This window comes from Sphingomonas sp. Leaf208, assembly GCF_001421415.1.
Taxonomy (GTDB): Bacteria; Pseudomonadota; Alphaproteobacteria; order Sphingomonadales; family Sphingomonadaceae; genus Sphingomonas.
On the sequence record NZ_LMKH01000009.1, the window covers coordinates 89,680 to 107,427 of the forward strand.

Here is a 17,748-nt window from a genome sequence, read left to right on the forward strand (position 1 = left end):
TGACCTCCAAAAGAATAGCTCACTCACGCGGGACGGCCAACGGTAAATAAATGCGCATGGTAACAAAGGTGTAATTACGACCGAGGATCAGTCGTTACAAAGGTGTGTAAAATAGTATTGTGAACTATTAAGTTGCTTTTATTAAAGCAAGATTAGGATCGGAGCTCGCCAGAAACTTTGTTTGAACTCCGGATCGTTCGGCTTCTATGAGAAAATCGGTATCTGTCAGGGTGCGGTGATCAATCCACCACTTCGCATCAGTTGCAAGGGTACAGACCTGAAAGCCTTTTCCCTTTGTAACCGGCTCGGCAACGAATCTGCAAAGGCGGCTAGCTCGAAGGGTTGTTGCCCATGCGACTTGACGATCACTACCGGTTAGAAGGGGTAGGTTAAGGTGCGCTATGGCGGCGCCGTCACGAACCGCCGCTTCCGCCTGCTCGGTCTGTTTGGTTGCGACGAAACAGGTGCGGCACTCGGTTGTCTCTAGCCAGCGCGCTTTTCGCTCCTGCTGGCTGGCGAAGCCAGAGAGATAATGAATCTGCTCATGCCCACAGGCATGCGTAATGATTTGTCCCATAACGGGATGATGCTCGGCAGACATTTTCAGGCAACCGGTATGAGTCAGGGTGAATCGGGCATGCGGCAAGCCGTTGGCCTATAGTACCTGCCAGTTGGTCGACCTCGGCGTTGCCACATTGTTTTGGCATCGCATGGTCGGGTTGCCGTCAAAGGCTGATATTCCGCCTCGCCATTTCAAGGAACGCCACATTGCCGATCGGCGTGCGAGGCTCGGCTTTGAAGATGTCGGCCAGATCAAGCAGGTCGTTGTCGGCAAGGCCTGTTATGGACGTCTCGATCTCGGCAAGGCGTTCAGCGGCGCGATCACCACGATTAGTGATCCGCTTCATTTTTGTCCTGAGCATGCACCCTCCTACCATGGGCATCCTGATGCGGGCACCCCCAGGGAGATGGGACCGACTTGGCACCTACGCTTTTGCCGCATCGTCCGAGTAAAGGAACGAGACGAACAGATCGGTCGACGATCTCAAATGCCGCGCGCTTGCCGCCAGGTCGCTGGCGCTGCCCCGTACCGACGCTGACAAGAGCGCGGCAGATCCCGCCGCTTCCGCAACGCCGTCGATCCGGGTGCCGATCTCGTCCGCCGCGCCGACCGCACGCGCTGCACCCGCATCTACCTCTTGTGCCGTGAAGCGCTGCTCGCCGACTGCGGTCGCGATCCCCGATGCCGCGACCGATACCTGGCCGATCGCGGTATTCACGCTGCGAAGCTTCTCGCCCGTATCCGCGACGCCCTCGCGAATCCCAGCGAGCAGCATGCTGATCCGGTCGCTCGCCCGCTTGGTGTCCGCCGACAGGACCTTCACTTCGCCCGCGACCACCGCGAACCCGCGCCCTGCGTCGCCCGCCCGCGCGGCCTCGATCGTTGCGTTCAGGGCGAGCAAATTGGTCTTGTTCGCCAGGTCACGGATATCGTCGAGAAAAACTTCGATCTGGACCGCATGATCCTCAAGCATCGCGACCGTCTGCACGCTGCGCTGCGCTTCTAGGCTCGCCACCACGGTCAACTCCGATTGCCGGTCGGCCGCGATCGCGATCGTCCGGATCGATTCGGACAGGTCGCGGATCGACGACGAGACATGCGCAATGTCGCGTGCTGCTCGGCTTGCGCCCGATGCCGCTTCAACCGCATCTTGGGTCGCACCGCCGGTGACATCCTCGAGCCGCACTGCTGCGTGCTCTAGTCGTTCGGTCGCCTGTCCGATGCTCTTCACCACAGACGTCACCGAATGGTCGAACTCGTTCGCCAGGACCACCAGCTCGCCGCGCCGCTCGCTCGCGATTCGCGCCGCCTGCTCCTCGCGCTGTTGGCGTTCGCGCGCCGCCACCGCCTCCGCGGCACGCGCCTGAAGCATTGCCTCCTCGGTCCGCCGCTGGCCGTCCTCCGCCACCTCGGTCAACTCGCGAGACCGCCGCAACGCCGCGCTCTGCGATTGGAACAGCCGCTCGAGCTGAATCGTCAGCACCGTCAATGCGCCGAATTGCAAGCCGACCGCCAAGACATGAAAGATCACCCGGCCTAGATTGCCCGTGCCGGTGAACACGAATTCCGGGGCCCACCATTCGAGGGCAAGATGATGGACCGCGGTCAGCGCCGTCGCCAGCGCAATCGGACGCCAGTCCGCTAACATTACCAGCGCCGCCATGCCGACGAAGAAATACATGTGCGCATCCATCTGCCATGGATGTCCCTTAAGGAGAAAGACGAGCATCGCCGGTATCACCGCGGCAAGGGATCCCATCATGGTCCGGGCCTCGACATCGTAGCGCCTACGAAGCGCCATCGCGGTCGGACCTGCTGTGATGATGGTGCCGATGACCAGCAGCGGGACGCCTGCGCCCGCATCCAGTACGGCGTTACCTATTAGCAGCCCCACCAACGAGGTCCAGCCGATCAACGCCCACGCTTGGACAGCGCGACGCCGCAACCGGTCAAGCGGGTTGAGTCCGGGATCATCCCCGATTTTCCCGGTGGCCCCGAGCTTTCCTCCGAAATCCAACCGGGAGAATGTTGGCTTCAGCAGTGAAGTGGTTCGGTTCATGCGCGCTTTCCAGCACCGCCATCAACGCCGCACCCCGCTGGCGGAGCGGCCATGATGACGATATTCCACGCGACCCGGGGGGCGATGCGGGCACGATCGCCAACGACGACCAGCGATCCCGGAAATGGCCCGGCTCCGAGCAATGCCGCACCGCCCGCCAGCGCACCCTGTACGGCTGCTCCGCCATTTTGACCAAGTGGCACCAACAGCATCGAACCCGATTCTGGCGGCCACACCGTCAACGCCACGAGCCCAAACGTTGCAGTAGCGATCTGCGCAGGGATCAACATCCGGCTTGGCAGGAATTTCATACGCTTACCTAGTCACCGCCTGGTTAATGCAAAGTAAGTTCGCCACCCATGATCGCCCCCGATCTGGCTTCGACAAGATCCAAATTGGTGGCCCGAGCTGGGGGTATCGCGGAGGACCGGCCCTGACGGATACGAGCCTAACAGCGCGGGAGTTGATTTGCGATTGGACAGTCTCGGCCGACAATCCCACCACGTCATCTTGAGTATGGTGGGTTTCAGTTTCTGGAGTGTAGGAAATGACATTAAGCCACGATCGCTAATCCGATGCTGTCGCGCGCTAAAGCGCGAAATGCCGCCAACCGTTACAAATCTGCCACAATCGCTGTGTCATGTTGTGTTTGCCGATTTCATCCAGTGTCGCGTGTTCCGGAACGCGGACTATACCCGCCGACTTCGACGCAAATCGTTTATAGCCCAGTATCTCAGATACGGGTTTTGACGCATACCCGCCGCGAATATCCTAAGTTTCGGACATCTCGAATATCGCCACTTATGCGACAGCGGCATGTCACCACGCGGCGGACTGCGCGACGCCTCTGTCGAAGCGCGACGCCTGCTAAACGTCTGCTCACAAACGAGCTTTCTCAAAACGGCCGGAAGCGATGCGCACAAAACAGCCGTTTTCTATATAAGTATAGGAAAACACAAAAGGCAGCCCCTCGCGGGACGGCCTTTCCATTGCTAGCCATTAATGGCTTGCTCATTAGAGCTGGACAGCCCCGCCAGCGGGGAACATATTCATCCGGTTTGCCCTTAGCGGGGTATAAAAAGTAACTTTTCAAAACGAATATCTAAAGGAAATAAATGCCTATTACAAATAATGTTTAGTTTCATTTATAAGTGAAAGTTTGTCCGTAAAATAACGGTAAATGATGGGAGGAGTTATTCGAGCATGTTTTGCAACTTCTTTAAGTGTTAAAGAATCCTCTCCGTTTTCTTTGATTATCAACCAAGCAATATCAATTAATTGTGATCGTCGCCGTTCGTAAGATAGTCGTGTGCCGGGTGGGGACCGGGTCGTAAACGTGATCATGTGATTTATCCTATGATTAGTCCGCCGGTAGATGGGTTTAATGTAATTTGAGTGTTACCTGCCGGCCACGTCGCTTACAGCGGCTCACGATGCCTGTTAGTTCTAGCTGCTCAGTACGAGCAGCTCCTTTCGCCGCAATCCTCTAATGAGAAACCCTGTTAGCGGGACGGACGTCCGGGCGTCATGGATGCCCGTCCCTGCTAGTGTCAGTCGCCACCAAAGCTGAAGGTGGCGCCGGCCACGGCGCCGACATTGCTGCCACCGTTTGGACTAAAGCTAACCGCACCGTTGTAACGTAGGCGCTGATTGCCTGACGTATGTCCGATCCCAAGCGCCACGCCGGCCTCTCCCTTGTAGTACGAGACTGCGCCGCCCATTGAGGTCCGGCCCGGACGGTCGTCGAACCGCATACCGTTTGCGGCCAGAGCGACTGCGGTGCCTCGCTGAGCCTCAGTCCGCACGCTGCGGATGTCGTTACCCAGATCATAGCTAACCGATGCCAGCTGGTTCAGGTTGACCGCGTCCAGTCCGCTCGTACCCGGAGCCACGTTGTGCAGCTGGACGGGGCCGGCGGACGGCGTTCCGAAGGTGACCGACGAGCGGTCCGGAGCCCCCGAGGCCGTCCGGTCGTACTGGACCGCCGATGCCGCGACACCCTGCAGCTGTGCGACGTTGACGGCGTCGGTCAGCGCGCTGCCGGCCGCCACGTTCGTGATCTGCCGCTGTCCTCCAGCCGAGCCGACGGAGAGTTCACCGACGGAGTTCTGCGCAGTCTGCAGACCCGTCGCCGCATAGTTGGCCTGGGCGCCGCGATCTGCCGTGCTTCCCGAGCCGAGCGCGACCGAGTTCGCCGCGTTGGCCGTCGAACCCGTGCCGATGGCCACCGAGTTGGCCCCGGTCGCATTCGCCACCGGTCCGGTGCCGTTGATCGCCACATAGGCGCCGTCGGCCGTCCGGTTGATGGCGTCGAGCTGCGTCCGTGCCGTCGTCAGGCTGGCGTCGAGACCGCCGAGCGCGCTCCCCACGTTCGCGTACGTCCGCCCCTGCACCGCATAGGCCGGGATGGTGATCGACCCGTCGGCGTTGAGCGTGGCGCCCGCGCCAAAGGTGGAGACCACCGCCGCCAGCTGACCGCCGTTGACCGCAGCGTTGGCGCGGCCGCTCGCCGCTACCCCCGTCAAGGTGCGGTCGCCCTGCGTGCCGGCCACGTTCACGACCGTGCCGTCCGTGCCGCCGCCCACCGCGATCGTGCGGGTGGTCTGGTCCTGCTGGACGATACCGACCGTACCGTTGGCGATGCCCTGCTGCAGGTTGGATAGACCCGACATGTTCGCCGCCGTCTGACCGGCCACCGCGACCAGTCCGGTCTCCGTGGCGGTCACCCGCCCGTCGAGACCGGTGACCGCGGTGTTGGTCGCCGCCACCTGGGTGCGAACGTCGCCGATCGCGCCCTCGTTGGCCGTCACCCGCCCGTCGAGGCCCGATACCGTGGCGTTGGTCGCGGCCACTTGGCTGCGCACGTCTCCGATGGCGCCTTCGTTGGCCGTGACGCGGCCGTCGAGGCCCGTGATCGCCGTGGTATTGCTGGCGGTCTGCTGCTCGTTGACCGTGACACGACCGTCCAGTCCGGTGACACGCCCGTCGAGACCGGTCACGCGACCGTCAAGTCCGGTGATGGCGGTGGTGTTGGCCGCGATCTGCTGCTCGTTGGTGGTGACCCTTCCGTCCAGTCCGGTCACACGGGTGTCGAGACCTGCGATCGCTGTCGAGTTCGCGGTCGTCTGCCCCTGCAGCGTGCCGATCGCAGCCGAGTTCTGCGCACCGACCGTCTCGTTGACCGTGACGCGCCCGTCCAGACCGGTGATCGCGGCGGAGTTCGCCGCAAGGCCCGTCTCCGTCGCGACGACCCGGCCATCCAGCCCGGTGATGGCGGCGCCGTTGGCGGCGATCGCCGTCGTGTTGGCGGCGAGTCCGGTCTCCGTCGCACCGACGCGACCATCCAGTCCTGCGATCGCGGTGGTGTTGTTCGCAAGTCCGGCCTCCGTGGCGCCGACCCTGCCGTCGAGTCCGGTGATCGCGGCCGAGTTGGCGGCGAGGCCGGTCTCGGCCGCACCCACGCGCCCGTCCAAACTGGTTATCGCACCGGTGTTGGCCGCCGTCTGGCCCTGCAGCGTGCCGATGGCGGCGCTGTTCTGGCCGATCGCACCTTCCGCGAGCGTCGTCCTGGTGCCCAGATCGCCGATGGCGGTCTCGTTCGCGGTAGTCCTGGTGCCCAGATCGGCGATCGCGCCCGAGTTAACCGCGGTCTGCCCCTGAAGCGTGCCGACCTGGCCCTGAAGGGTCCCGATGTTGCCCTCTGCAGTGGTCAAACGGCCGTCTAGTCCGGCCGCTCCGCCTGACAGACCGCCGATCTGCGTGCGGATGTCGGCGATGTCGCCGGTGTTCGTGAGAACGCGACCGTCGAGTGCGACGAACGCGTTCTGCAGGTTGGTGATGCCCGTCTCCGCGCCGCCCACCCGACCGGTGACGCCGGCGATGAGATCTGCGTTGGTCGTGACGCGGCCGCCGAGCGTGGCGATGTCCGCGGTGTTGACGTCGATGCGGCCTCCCAGCGTGCTCAATCCGGTCTCGGCGGTGCCGATGCGTCCAGTCACGTCGGCGAGACCCGTTTCGGCCACGCCGAGGCGACCGTCCAGCACGCCGATGTTCGCATCCGCGAGATCGACGCGACCGATCACTGTGGTAAGACCCGTCTCCGTGGTGCCGACGCGGGTGTCGAGACCTGCGATGGCCGCGGTGTTCGTGCCGATGCCGGTTTCAGCCGTTCCGAGACGCGTCCCGAGGCTGTCGATGGACGTGTTGGCGAGATCCACCCTGCCGTTGACGTCGGCGATCCCTGTCTCCGCGGTGCCCAGGCGGGCGTCCAGACCCGTGATGGCTGTGGTGTTGGTGCCGATGCCGGTCTCGACCGTCCCGAGACGGGTGTTCAGACCGCCGATCGCGACGCCGTTGGCGGTGATGCCGCCGTTCGCTGCGACTAGTCCGGTCTCCGCGACGCCGAGACGCGTGGTCACGTCGGCCAGACCGGTTTCGGTCCCACCGACGCGCGTTCCCAGGGTGGCGATAGCCGTCGTGTTGGCGCCGATGCCGGTCTCCGCCGTGCCGAGACGCGTATCCAGACCACCGATCGCCGCCACGTTGGCGGCGATGCCGTCGTTGGCGGTGACGAGGCCAGTCTCGGCTACGCCAAGACGTCCCGTCACGCCGGTCAGGTTGGTCTCCGTGGTGCCGACGCGGGTGTCGAGCCCGGTGATGGCTGCGGTGTTCGTGCCGATCCCCGTTTCCGCCGTACCGACGCGCGTCGTCAGACCGGCGACCGCCGCGGTGTTGGTGCCTACCGCTACCTCGGCTGCGCCGACGCGGCCGCCTAGCGTCCCTACGGCGGCCGCGTTGACGCCGACTTGGGTGCCAAGCGTCCCCAGATTGGCGTTGGTCACATCGACGCGTCCGTTGACCGCGTTCAGGGCGACGTTGGTTTGGTCGGCTACGCTAGCGACCTGACGCACCGTCGCCGCATCGGTTGCGAACACGCCGTCCGCCACGTTGCGCAGCTGACGGGTTGCACCGACCGCACCGATCGAGACCGAGCCCTCGTTGGTTCCGGTGCTGGTGTCGTACCGCACGCCTGCGACGGGACCGACCACGCCGCTGAGGTACGTTCCCGTGCCCTGCGTGGTCGCGAGTCCGACCGAACCCGTTCCGAGCGCGACGCTGCCCGTCGGTGCAGCTACCGCGCCGGAGCCGAGCGCCAGAGAACCGTCGCCCGACGCCGCCGCGCCTGCGCCTACCGTCGTCGAGGCGGATCCGCTGGACGTGGCGCCGGCGCCGAAGGCCGAGGAGAACCCGCCGGTGGCGTTTGCGCCCGCACCGAGCGCCGTGTTGTTGCCGGTGAGGTCGACTGCGTCGCCTGCGATCGAACCGAGGCCGATGGCCACGTCGGCGTCCAGGATCGACAGCGCGTTCGCGCCGATGGCGATGCCCGCGATACCGTTGGACGCCGCTCCATCGCCGATGCTGATGCCACGCCCGCCCAGCACGCTCGCGTTGACGCCCAGACCGATCCCGTTGTCGCCCAGCACGTTGGCGCCTAGGCCCAGGCCGATGCCGTTGAGGCCAAGGATGTTCACCGCGGCGCCCAGACCAATGCCGTTCTGGCTCAGCACGCTCGATCCTGCGCCGATGCCGATGCCGTTGATCCCGCCGACCTGCGCGCCCGCGCCGATGCCGATGCCGCCGATGGCGCCGCTCAAGATGTCCGCGTCCGCGCCGATGGCCACGCCGTCCTGCGCCAGGATCGTCGCGTCCGCGCCGATGCCGACGCCGCGCGTGCCGTTGATCTGCACGCCGGCGCCGAGCCCCAATCCGTCGGATACGCCCAGCGAGGTTTGAGCCCCGCCTACGCAGACGTTGCCGAGTGCGTCTACCGAGATGGTCGTGCCGAGAATGGCGACGCATGCTGCGCTGGCCGGGGTAGAGAATGCTACTGTGATCACAGTAGCAGCGAGGATTGGAAGCGCGGTTCGCCCAAGCAAAATGGATTTTTTTGTCATCCGATGTCTCCTTTGCGCCATTCATGCGGCGTTGAGGGCAAGACATCATCGAATCATCTAACAATTAGTTGACGATATGTAAGTCGGAGCAGTCAGCCCAAAATGGTATCCATAATGGTTTATCTGTTTAGTGACGGTTTGCTTGCTTTTTCTAAAAGATATTGTCTTATTTATGCATTATTATTTATTTTATATGCCAAATCGGTTTCATAGGAATGAGTGATTTTACGAAGAACCTTGCATTCTCATAAGAATATTATGGTATCTATTAAAATTGGGACTCACCGTTAACGTGCAGCAAGACGGCGTATCAGCCGCCCTAGTTACACCGGTGCCGTTGGCATGCTCGGCCGGCCCCGCTCTTTGCAACTGTTGGATGCGCCGCTGCGTTGATCAAGACAAACCCGCTTTTGCGGATCACTGGACCAAGGATCTCGATCAATATTTTCCTGAGGGCATCGACACGCCCGGCATCGTCATGATCCCTGTGAGTGCAAAGGCGATCCGCTACTGGGATGGTAGCGACGAAAGCCCGCTCGCCGTCTGATTGGGCACTAAAAGTCGTACTACATCGGACTTCTGCGGCATTGTCGCGGAAGTTCTAAGTTTCGGATATTTCGAATGTCGCCACTGTTGCGACAGCGGCAGGTCACCACGCGGCGGACTGCGAGAAGCCTCTTTTGACGCGCTATGCCCGCTAAACAACTGCTAAAGAACGATCTTTTTGGGAAGACGGCCGGGAGCGATGTGCACAAAACAGCAACTTTCTAACCAAGCGGAGAGAAAATGCAAAAGGCCGCCCCTTTCGGGACGGCCTTTCCATTGTCAGCCACTAATGGCCTGATCCTTAGAGCTGGACAGCCCCGCCAGCGGGGGTCGCACTCATCCGGTTTGCCGTTAGCGGCGTATAACAATGAGACATTCGACCACCTCCTTCCAGTTGTTGAACAGTCAAACGGATATGGGTGCGCTCACCGAAGGTTCAAGGATCTCAGCAGGATAGCCTTTCGCTCGCGCCGGATTGTTGATGCGCGTTTGCGCAACGGTGCTCGCATCCGTGAAGCGCGTAGGGATTCCTGTTCGGTTGGGTTAGTAATCCCGCTCAACAGGAGCTAATTCAATGCGTTACGTAATTCGTAAAGACGGCGAGATGTCCACGCTGGGTGTTCACCGAAACAGCTTCGACGAGGCGCTCGCTACCGCCGCTGAAATGATCGCGATGCGCGATGACGAAAAGTCGATTGCTGTGGAAGACACGTGGGAAGATCGGACGATCGACGAAGCGGAAATAGCGTCTTTGATTGCCGCGAGATCGCCAGACACGGCTGACAATGCGTAACGTAGTACATTCAAGCGCGGTCGTTGGGGGATACGAGTGAACGGTTACGTGGAATTTCACAGTCCTGAGGGCGATCCGATCGTGGTGAACGTCGATCGCGTGAACTTTGTACGCCGTTTCAGGGGCGGCAATGATGCAAGTGCCGTAAACTTTGAGAAAGGCAATTATGTCGTGGTCAAGGGGAACCTCGCGGCAGTGATGAAAATCCTACAGCACGGATAACTGTTTTCCTGGTAGGCTCTACCGTCACGGTTCAAATGCCCAATCATGCCGCGTGAACCAGAATTGGGGTCAACCCTGCAGCTGACCATACTAGTATATCAAATATGCGAATTTCTACTGGGCATGCTGCTCACGCTCGTTGCTTGCAACAATCACAAGCGGCCCAATTCTTTCGGCGCCAAGCCGGATGAGAACGTTTCCCCTCCATACAATGGCGTGCCGCAGGGAGGGCAAAAAAAGTAACTACCTAGGGTGGCCGGCCTTCGTTTTCTAAAGGCCGGCCCTAAATCACTCTGCGGTATCGTCGGCTTTGCGCTTACGCGGTGCAAGCTTTGCCGCCTCTGCCTTGGCCTCATTCGTCTGACCGGGCTTGCGACCCAGCCCGATGCTCTTGGCCATGGTACGGCGCGCTTCCGAATAGGTAGGAGCGACCATGGGGTAATCAGCCTTCAGGCCATAACGCTCGCGATATTCCACTGGCGTCATGCCGTTAGTGGCGAGGTGACGACGCAGCGTTTTGTACGGCTTGCCATCGATCATGCTGATAATGTGATCGGGGCTGGCGAGGGACTTCCGGGCCGTTACCGCACCAACGTATTCCTTCGGCTCCTCCGCAGGGTTTTCTTCGGTCTGCGAACCGCCAACAAGCGACTGAACGCTGCTGTGCATCTGCGATAGAAATGCAGGAACGTCGTCGGCCGACGTACGGGTATTTGAATTGCTAAGCCAAGCGATAGTCAGCTCGGTAGCGAGTTCAACAGCGTTAGGCTGGTAGGTATCGTCGGACATTGGGTGCTCCATTTAACTGACAGGCAAGTAGGGTTCCCTTAATAATCGTACAACCTTTCAAAAAGTTATTCTGTGAGATCGCCTAATCAAATGAGACCAACTGCCTGACGATCAACAACGGCTGAGTGAACCCCGATTGAGAATTCACCGGAGATATACGCCAGCAAAGTGGTACCTTTTTAGATGTAATTCGATCCGGTTTGATCTCGTCAACCTTAAACTCAACACCGATAGTCCCGTGGACTTCCCCGTCCTTTGCCGATCGCTATTCCTGCCTAACACACGTCGGCAATTGTTATCGGATGGGCAACTTGGGTTCGGTGTGAACGCCAGTCTAGACCGCTTTTTTCAGGGGCTCCGGCAGCTTGCCATCGGGCAGGGTTCGCGGGGATGGCCATGGATCATCTGCGCATTGAACGGCTTGGATACGAATGTTGCCTTGTCGGGCAAGTCACCTGCCTTCGGCCGGAGGTGACCGCTGCCGATGACGATCTCGATCCAGGGGTAATTCTCCGCGACGTGGTGGGCGAGCGCGAACCCCTTAGTATCGCCTGGCATATCGACGTCTGAGAAGAGCAGGGTGATTGTGTGTGCGTACTCAGGGAGCATCGCGATCGCAGCATCGCCGTTATCCGCTTCATAGGTGCGGAAAACCCGCATCTTCAAGAATGGCGCAAGCTAGCCGATCAGCAAATGCCAATCGCGACGGAGGCCGTATTGAACAGCAGGTGACTTTGCCTTTTAGAACTGCACCATGGAGCATCAATGCTGATTGGCAACAATGAGAAAGGGAAGCGAACCAGCAGTTTTGGAGCTGATAACTTCAGATTTTTGACCGTTACAGCCCGTCACTCGGACGAGCTTATTTGCCGTCTCACCAACGCAGCTGCTGTTTCATATTGAGCGGCTCTGCCTAAATGCAGTTTACGGTCTCTGTCATGAGTCGCTGCCGCAGCCTTAACTAATTCCTGCTCCGCCTGTACGTCGTATTTCGATGCCTCGCCATCGCTGACCATTGGTTTTCTCCCTAATACTGTAATTCGGGGGAATTAACCGCCCGCAGGTAGGCGGACATTGCCTGGTTGCCGTTATCACTAAGTGAGATTTCAATTCGGCGCCGGTCGACAGGATCCGCGACGCGGTTGATTAGGTTCAATTTATGAAGATGGTCAATCCAACGCTGCGATGTGGTAGCTGGAGCGTCCGAGAAGCTAACCAGGGTTTTGACGTTCATCGGCAGGCGCTCTTCTCGCGCGGCAAAGAGAGCTAGTAGCATATCCCAAGCCGGTTCCTGGAACAGCTCGGCTGGTAAAAAGTGGCGACGCATGCGTCGTTCGGCGAGTAGCGCATTTGCATACTTGGTAAGCACCGTCTGACTGGGCTGCTCGTTCGACGCATCCGGCTGTGTCGCTCTAGAAACCCGTTCATTGAACTCAACTGCCACGGTTGATAGCGTCTCAGTCAAATCATTAATCAGACTCAATACGGTCTCATTTCTCATAGCCCCCCCCTTCAGAGCATTCTATGAACGTCGAGTATTTAGCACGCTTTGTTATGCACATGTCGTGAAATTAAGCTACGATTTCAATACGGATTTTCAACGAAACACCTCACTTTGCCAGAGAAGCAAATCCGATAAATGATGCCTTAATGTGGTTGTCAGTTACGTTACGTACCTTTTCCTTTACGTCCGCGAGTAGTTGCGGAACGCTAAGGTTTGCCTGGAACCCGACACACGCTAAATCCCATTTTTTAAACGCCCGTTCAGGAGTACAACCGTTAATCATGTAGACGATTTTGTCATGTCGACTATCCCGGGCGATGCGAGCCATGAGCAAAGTTACGGCAGAAGCCTCACCTTCGATAAGCTGAATGTATCTCACGCCATCAAATACCAGAAGGCCTGTAACACCCACAAGCTTGTTATGGGCAGCTGATGTTTGACAGAGCTGTTCCAATTTAACAAATGAGCCATTTTCTATAGCGCGGCTTGTGTATCCAATATGATGCATATCGATTTACGATGAAATGCTTGAACAGGTCACATCGAATCCCTCTCGTTTCTTACCGTCACTGTCAGTGTTCAGGTTTGGAGAACTTAATTGAAATTATAAAATACAATATTTTTTTATTGATTCACCTCAAGGGATACGTAAGCAGTGTAGTCTTATTTGATTAATCCTGGTATTCTTGTGGCAGTAGCCGACCGGCCTCTAAGTTGGGAAAGCCGCCCGGACGGAAACGTATTGCTTAAGGGATACGCCGAGCAACTGACGGTAACGTGCCACTGGGGTGGGCAAGATGGGATAAGGCGCTCATGCTCAAATTTAGCGCGCAGAACAGCCTCAAGTTACCAGAACGGCGCAAGAAGCTCTCGTGCAAACTGTCGGTCTGCTTTATCGGAATGGAGGGTCGAGTAGGATTCCCCAGATCAACGCCCTAAAAAGCACTGGCGTTGGATGCCGTTTTCTCAACTTCTGTTCCCAAATTTATTTTCTCAAAATGGCTTAAATGATACGGAAAACGGGAATCCTTAGCCGATCGGTTTTGGCGACGGAACTATGTCCAATTACCAGGCCACGTGGACAAGGGTTGACGCGCGTCTGATCGGTTGACTCAAAGCTGTCTTGAGTGGGCTCTGATTGGGCCCCTGCTGCCGTCGGGGCGAGGACGTGGCTGACGATCCGCGGGAGACAACCGGCCCTATTTCGAAGGCATGGTGTGGAAGGCGCGCAATGGCGGCATTTGCCAGATGAATATGGCAGGTGGAACAGTGTGTTCCGTCGGTATCGTCGCTGGGTCGTGACGGGCGTGTTCGGAGCCATGCGGGAGACCCTGGCCGCTGTCATCGAGCGGGATGTCAGCGCCGACATGATCGACAGCACCGTAGTCCGGGCGCACCACTGCACCGTTGGGCTAAAAAAGGGATCAAGACTTCGAAGGGCTTGGCCGTTCGCGAGGCGGCTTCACAACCAAGGCTCTCCTGAGCTCGTCGAAGGGCTGCACGCCCGCTGTGACGGTCAGGGGCGACCGCTATGTTTCGTCCTGACGCCGGGCCAGGCCCACGACGTGAAGGGCTTCGGGCCCTTGTTCGGGATGCTGGCTGACCGGATCGAGGCCCTGCTTGCCGATAAGGGATATGACGCCAATGCCATCCGCGAGGAACTCGCCAGGGCGGATGTCGAGGTGGTCATTCCAACCAAAAGTAACCGCCGCATACCGAACCCGCATGATCGCTAGAATACCGTTGGCGCAATCTCGTCGAGCGCCTGTTCAGCAAGCTCACGAACTGGCGCCGTGTCGCAACGCGTTATGACAAGACAGCAAAGTCATATCTCGGCTTCGTCGCGCTCGCATCAGTTACGCTTTGGCTGCCCTTTGTCCACGTGGCCTAGCAGTTACGGGTGCACCTCGCCGACTTCATGGCAGCCTACAATTTCGCTCGTTGACTCAAGACATTCGGTTGCCTTACGTCTCACGAATACATCGCCAAGATCTGGACATCAGAGCCGGACAGGTTTATCGTCGATCCGATCCACCAAGTGCCGTGACTAGATACCTAGTGCGTCAAACAAGAATCACAGGTTCCTGCTGCTGCCGATTGACGCTTTGAGGTCTATGATGGGTTGCCCACATGGACCTCTACGTCATGAGTTTCTGGGCTATCCTAATTGTGCTCTCGGTTCTCGCCTGGCGTCGGCGAGGTCGTGCACTGGGGATAGTCGGCTCGGCGCCCCACGTTGCCCAGGTCTTCGCGCTTGCTGCGATTAATGTGGCCGGCATCCCGTCTTTCCTCAAATACGTCGCAACGGGCGGGCTGCGCCACGGCACGCGGTCCGCGTTGTAGACCATGCCCAGTACCTTCGCGCCGAGCGTCTTCGCCCCGCCCAAGATCGTACGGTTTTGCCGCGGGAGCTGCTTCAGGCTTGCCGAGTTTCTCCCGCGCACGGAAACCACGCTGACCCTAAAGCTATCGTCATGTCTGTTCCTTCCAATTTGAAGCTATATTCCATGTTGAACGTCTCTATAACGCCGGCAACAGGAGCGCTTCGCTGCCGGTTGGCCCGCCTCGCGTTTGCTGTGGCGCTTGAGGCGGGCCGTTATTCTGATCTTAACTATATGCCGTCAGACCAATCGTTGAGGCGTCGCCCTCACACCGGACGGTCCCTGCTCGCCGTAAAGCTCTCCACAGTCAGGGCGGGCAGGGGTTCGGGATCATCACGCGGGCCTTGAAGTTCGTTACTTGTCCGTCCACAGAACGTCTCGTTGGTCCCGTCGAATCGCACTCGATCCCAACCGGCCCGCTTTTGCCCCCACGGTTTAGCGGGCCGTTATTCCGCTGGCTTGTCGGTCTCGACACGGAGCGCCGCACTGGCCTTCTGATGAAATGCTTAGCAATCTTGAAGGTGTCCTCGCTGAGCACTCTGAGGCCCGTACCGTATGTCGGGGCACTGAGCAGCTTAGCGTTGCAAGGCGATGATTGCTGCTGGCACTGCTACCGCCATGTCACTAACAGGTATGTCTAGGACCAGTGATGCTTCTGCCGAACAGACTGCGCAGGCCCATCCAGAATCCCGCCGCAAAGCGGCTGGGCAGCACTGCGAACATGCCGGCCGCTTTGAACAGCTAGATCAAGAGTGCCGGATCACCGGCCGCGACCTTGCGATCGTCGCGCACCTGGGATCTTTAAACGAATGGTGCGCCATACCTAGCGTTGTATCATGCATTCCACGGTTCAGTATTGAACCGTCTTTAAGCGCTCGGAACGGCGACAGGCGGGAGGGCGGCGAAGCGACACGGTTAGATGCCGGCTTAAACTTACCTATTAGTGTAAAACCTCGTGTTCTGAGAAGTAGCACTGGTCGGCATTGTAGCATCGACAACCCCGCTACTCCTTGGCCAAGGCGTCCTATTTTTGAACAAGGGCATCGCGAAGCGAGCTACTTTTATATCGACTTCGTCATCTGATTGCCTCAGATCGGTTCTACGTGATCGATGTTTATCCGCATAAAAGGAACTGGTATGATTAATACCCTAGTTTTTTGCGTTGCCGTTATTTGGGGTGGATCATTAACAATAGCTGTCGCGCTATGGATTGTCGAGGCCATGCCCATCCGCATTGCTGATCCGAAGCGGCGGTCTAGTGACCGCGCACAATAGCTCGCAAATCTAACGCGGCTTGTTTTAGCGTCCGCAATTAATGATCGCTACGCTCAAAGGAATGCGACTAGCTCCGGACGTCGTCGGTGATATGCAACACCAATTGCCTTGATCACATCGGCCGTCATGGGGTTGCAGACAGATGCCATGTCGCCCTCAACTCTCGCACTCGCCGGGTCACGATCGGCCATATGTTGGCCACATCTGCAGGACAAAATGTCTTGGAGATGGTCGAATACCTATGCCAAGAATGTGATGTTGGTCATGTAATATTTCATCCGGCATGCGGTCTGGCTGCCGCGTTTTACCGCTGAATCCGTTCCGCTGCGCCGACCCTTATCTGTGTTCAGTAGGCGCAAGTAATGGTGGGCGGTAATGACAAAAGATACGAAATGGTATGCTTATGGGTATTGCGATCTGACTTCTTTTATGGTCGCGCCGCTCGCCAAGTGCTACAGCCAAGTGCAAGTCTGAAGTTGAGGAAAACCAAACCAGCCATCGATAGATTCGCAAAGATAAGCCATTAATTCGGCAGGAATGAACTGGAATTTATTCTACGTCAATTACCTCGCAAGCAATGACTTCGGAACCTCATGCTGTAGAATGGTTAACGACAGAGAGGCAGGGTTTGATAGGAAAACCCATCTATTGTATATCACGGATCCGTGTTAGGGCGACTCGCCGGTAAACGTGGCGAACTGGCGTGGGTGTTTGAATTAGCCACGTTGTATGGAGGCCGCTTTGAGCGAGGGCCGGGACGATGCTGACGTCGACAAGATGCTGATGGAAGCGCTTTTTTTGCTTGAGCATCGGCAAGAACATCTAGCGGCCGCGCTTGTAGGCCAAGCGCTTACATGGCTGCGATGGCAGGATGAGATAGGGCTAGAACTCAGACCTGACGGGAAACCACATGCTTCACAATGAACATACCTTCCTATTACCGTTGGACTATTGCCACAGCATTGCTCCTAATTAGGGATGGGGCGGCATACTACTGTGCTCACTGTGGTTAGCTTATGCGGGCATAGGAGAATGTCGTACTTTATCGTTCCAAGCAGCTAGGGCCTATACCTGACCGGCCCGCGCTCTCAACGTGTCGGTGACGATCCGATCAACTGTCGCTCCCGGTATGTCAGCTGGTACATGGGCGGTGCCGGACAAAAGGAGTCGTTTTAGGCCAGCGCGCTGACGCTGGCCTAAAACGTTAGTTGCTGTCCGAGTTATCGTCGCCGTCGATCGCCAGATAAAGCGCACCGCCGACTGCGATTGCTGCGGCTGCAACGATAATCAAACCGCCGTCAGCGACTTTGCTCTTTTTAGCGGTAGGTGTGCCTGTTCGAACTGCCTTCGATACCGAAAGGCTCGCTGCAAAGGGTGCGGGCGCAGCGCTCGCAGCAACAGGTGCAGCGATCAGGGCCAAGCCGGCCGAGGCCATCGCGAGGGATTTGAGAAACATAATATTCTCCAGTAGCTGCGACGTGGTTCGTCACACCGCCAGTTATGACATACCCGTTAATCAATCGTAAACGACCTAAAATCCAGTTCTACGTTCCTGCTTATCCTCATGAGCTGCTGCCGGTTTCGTGGACACCGAGATAAGGTGTTTTCGGAACCGGAGGGTGTAAATGCAACGACGGAAGTTCAGCCGAGAGTTCAAACTCGA

At 58.4% G+C, this 17,748-nt stretch carries 15 protein-coding genes and 1 pseudogene; 5 read left to right on the plus strand and 11 right to left on the minus strand.

Going from position 1 to position 17,748, the window contains the following annotated elements; translation table 11 throughout:
• Positions 1-127: 127 nt before the first annotated feature.
• The 6 genes from ASE69_RS21895 to ASE69_RS05925 all read right to left on the minus strand — a co-directional run bounded on the left by ASE69_RS21895 (position 128) and on the right by ASE69_RS05925 (position 8,575).
• On the minus strand, positions 128-646 hold the full coding sequence (locus tag ASE69_RS21895; protein WP_156362194.1) for a hypothetical protein: 519 nt from the start codon (positions 644-646) through the stop codon (positions 128-130).
• A 79-nt stretch (positions 647-725) separates the two neighbouring features.
• Complete coding sequence (locus tag ASE69_RS05910) at positions 726-908, minus strand: hypothetical protein (protein WP_235518184.1); 183 nt, start codon at positions 906-908, stop codon at positions 726-728.
• 78 nt (positions 909-986) lie between these two features.
• A complete protein-coding gene (locus ASE69_RS05915) occupies positions 987-2,477 on the minus strand; it encodes a methyl-accepting chemotaxis protein (protein WP_235518186.1) in 1,491 nt (496 codons plus the stop codon).
• 140 nt (positions 2,478-2,617) lie between these two features.
• Positions 2,618-2,932 (minus strand): hypothetical protein, encoded by a 315-nt coding sequence (locus ASE69_RS05920; protein WP_235518187.1) that lies wholly within the window; start codon positions 2,930-2,932, stop codon positions 2,618-2,620.
• Positions 2,933-3,743: 811 nt separating this feature from the next.
• On the minus strand, positions 3,744-3,965 hold the full coding sequence (locus tag ASE69_RS23395; protein ID WP_082452929.1) for a TetR/AcrR family transcriptional regulator: 222 nt from the start codon (positions 3,963-3,965) through the stop codon (positions 3,744-3,746).
• Between the two features lie 206 nt (positions 3,966-4,171).
• On the minus strand, positions 4,172-8,575 hold the full coding sequence (locus tag ASE69_RS05925; protein WP_156362195.1) for a beta strand repeat-containing protein: 4,404 nt from the start codon (positions 8,573-8,575) through the stop codon (positions 4,172-4,174).
• A gap of 274 nt (positions 8,576-8,849) precedes the next feature.
• On the opposite strand from ASE69_RS05925, the gene ASE69_RS22540 reads away from it, so the two are divergent.
• From ASE69_RS22540 to ASE69_RS22850, 3 genes are all read left to right on the plus strand, one after another.
• Positions 8,850-9,122 carry a pyridoxamine 5'-phosphate oxidase family protein gene (locus tag ASE69_RS22540; RefSeq protein ID WP_200924124.1) on the plus strand — a complete coding sequence of 91 codons (273 nt, stop codon included), beginning with the start codon at positions 8,850-8,852 and terminating at the stop codon, positions 9,120-9,122.
• Between the two features lie 573 nt (positions 9,123-9,695).
• A complete protein-coding gene (locus ASE69_RS05930) occupies positions 9,696-9,914 on the plus strand; it encodes a hypothetical protein (protein WP_056484299.1) in 219 nt (72 codons plus the stop codon).
• A 36-nt stretch (positions 9,915-9,950) separates the two neighbouring features.
• A complete protein-coding gene (locus ASE69_RS22850) occupies positions 9,951-10,136 on the plus strand; it encodes a hypothetical protein (protein WP_082452930.1) in 186 nt (61 codons plus the stop codon).
• 288 nt (positions 10,137-10,424) lie between these two features.
• On the opposite strand, the gene ASE69_RS05935 is transcribed toward ASE69_RS22850, so the two are convergent.
• The 4 genes from ASE69_RS05935 to ASE69_RS21225 form a co-directional block, all read right to left on the minus strand.
• Positions 10,425-10,925, minus strand: a complete 501-nt coding sequence (locus ASE69_RS05935) for a MucR family transcriptional regulator (RefSeq protein WP_056484301.1) — start codon at positions 10,923-10,925, stop codon at positions 10,425-10,427.
• 348 nt (positions 10,926-11,273) lie between these two features.
• Positions 11,274-11,591 (minus strand): hypothetical protein, encoded by a 318-nt coding sequence (locus tag ASE69_RS05940; RefSeq protein WP_200924125.1) that lies wholly within the window; start codon positions 11,589-11,591, stop codon positions 11,274-11,276.
• Between the two features lie 361 nt (positions 11,592-11,952).
• Positions 11,953-12,426, minus strand: coding sequence for a hypothetical protein (locus tag ASE69_RS05945; protein WP_056484305.1), 474 nt, complete (start codon positions 12,424-12,426; stop codon positions 11,953-11,955).
• Between the two features lie 109 nt (positions 12,427-12,535).
• A complete protein-coding gene (locus ASE69_RS21225; RefSeq protein ID WP_082452931.1) occupies positions 12,536-12,937 on the minus strand; it encodes a BLUF domain-containing protein in 402 nt (133 codons plus the stop codon).
• A gap of 709 nt (positions 12,938-13,646) precedes the next feature.
• Here ASE69_RS21225 and ASE69_RS21230 point away from each other — a divergent pair.
• Both ASE69_RS21230 and ASE69_RS22855 read left to right on the plus strand, forming a co-directional pair.
• A complete protein-coding gene (locus ASE69_RS21230; RefSeq protein ID WP_162236852.1) occupies positions 13,647-14,165 on the plus strand; it encodes an IS5 family transposase in 519 nt (172 codons plus the stop codon).
• A gap of 155 nt (positions 14,166-14,320) precedes the next feature.
• Positions 14,321-14,476 (plus strand): annotated as a pseudogene (locus tag ASE69_RS22855) (IS481 family transposase); the annotation flags it as partial.
• 2,813 nt (positions 14,477-17,289) lie between these two features.
• Here the strand turns inward: ASE69_RS22855 and ASE69_RS05965 are convergent.
• Positions 17,290-17,541 carry a hypothetical protein gene (locus ASE69_RS05965; protein ID WP_056484316.1) on the minus strand — a complete coding sequence of 84 codons (252 nt, stop codon included), beginning with the start codon at positions 17,539-17,541 and terminating at the stop codon, positions 17,290-17,292.
• Between the last annotated feature and the right edge of the window lie 207 nt (positions 17,542-17,748).

Bases quoted from the DNA above. Each gene is read 5' to 3' on its own strand.
- ASE69_RS05935 (WP_056484301.1), bottom strand. From the start codon at position 10,925: ATGTCCGACGATACCTACCAGCCTAACGCTGTTGAACTCGCTACCGAG.
- ASE69_RS05920 (WP_235518187.1), bottom strand. From the start codon at position 2,932: ATGAAATTCCTGCCAAGCCGGATGTTGATCCCTGCGCAGATCGCTACT.
- ASE69_RS05965 (WP_056484316.1), bottom strand. From the start codon at position 17,541: ATGTTTCTCAAATCCCTCGCGATGGCCTCGGCCGGCTTGGCCCTGATC.
- ASE69_RS05910 (WP_235518184.1), bottom strand. From the start codon at position 908: ATGAAGCGGATCACTAATCGTGGTGATCGCGCCGCTGAACGCCTTGCC.
- ASE69_RS05925 (WP_156362195.1), bottom strand. From the start codon at position 8,575: ATGACAAAAAAATCCATTTTGCTTGGGCGAACCGCGCTTCCAATCCTC.
- ASE69_RS05930 (WP_056484299.1), top strand. From the start codon at position 9,696: ATGCGTTACGTAATTCGTAAAGACGGCGAGATGTCCACGCTGGGTGTT.
- ASE69_RS23395 (WP_082452929.1), bottom strand. From the start codon at position 3,965: ATGATCACGTTTACGACCCGGTCCCCACCCGGCACACGACTATCTTAC.
- ASE69_RS21225 (WP_082452931.1), bottom strand. From the start codon at position 12,937: ATGCATCATATTGGATACACAAGCCGCGCTATAGAAAATGGCTCATTT.
- ASE69_RS05945 (WP_056484305.1), bottom strand. From the start codon at position 12,426: ATGAGAAATGAGACCGTATTGAGTCTGATTAATGATTTGACTGAGACG.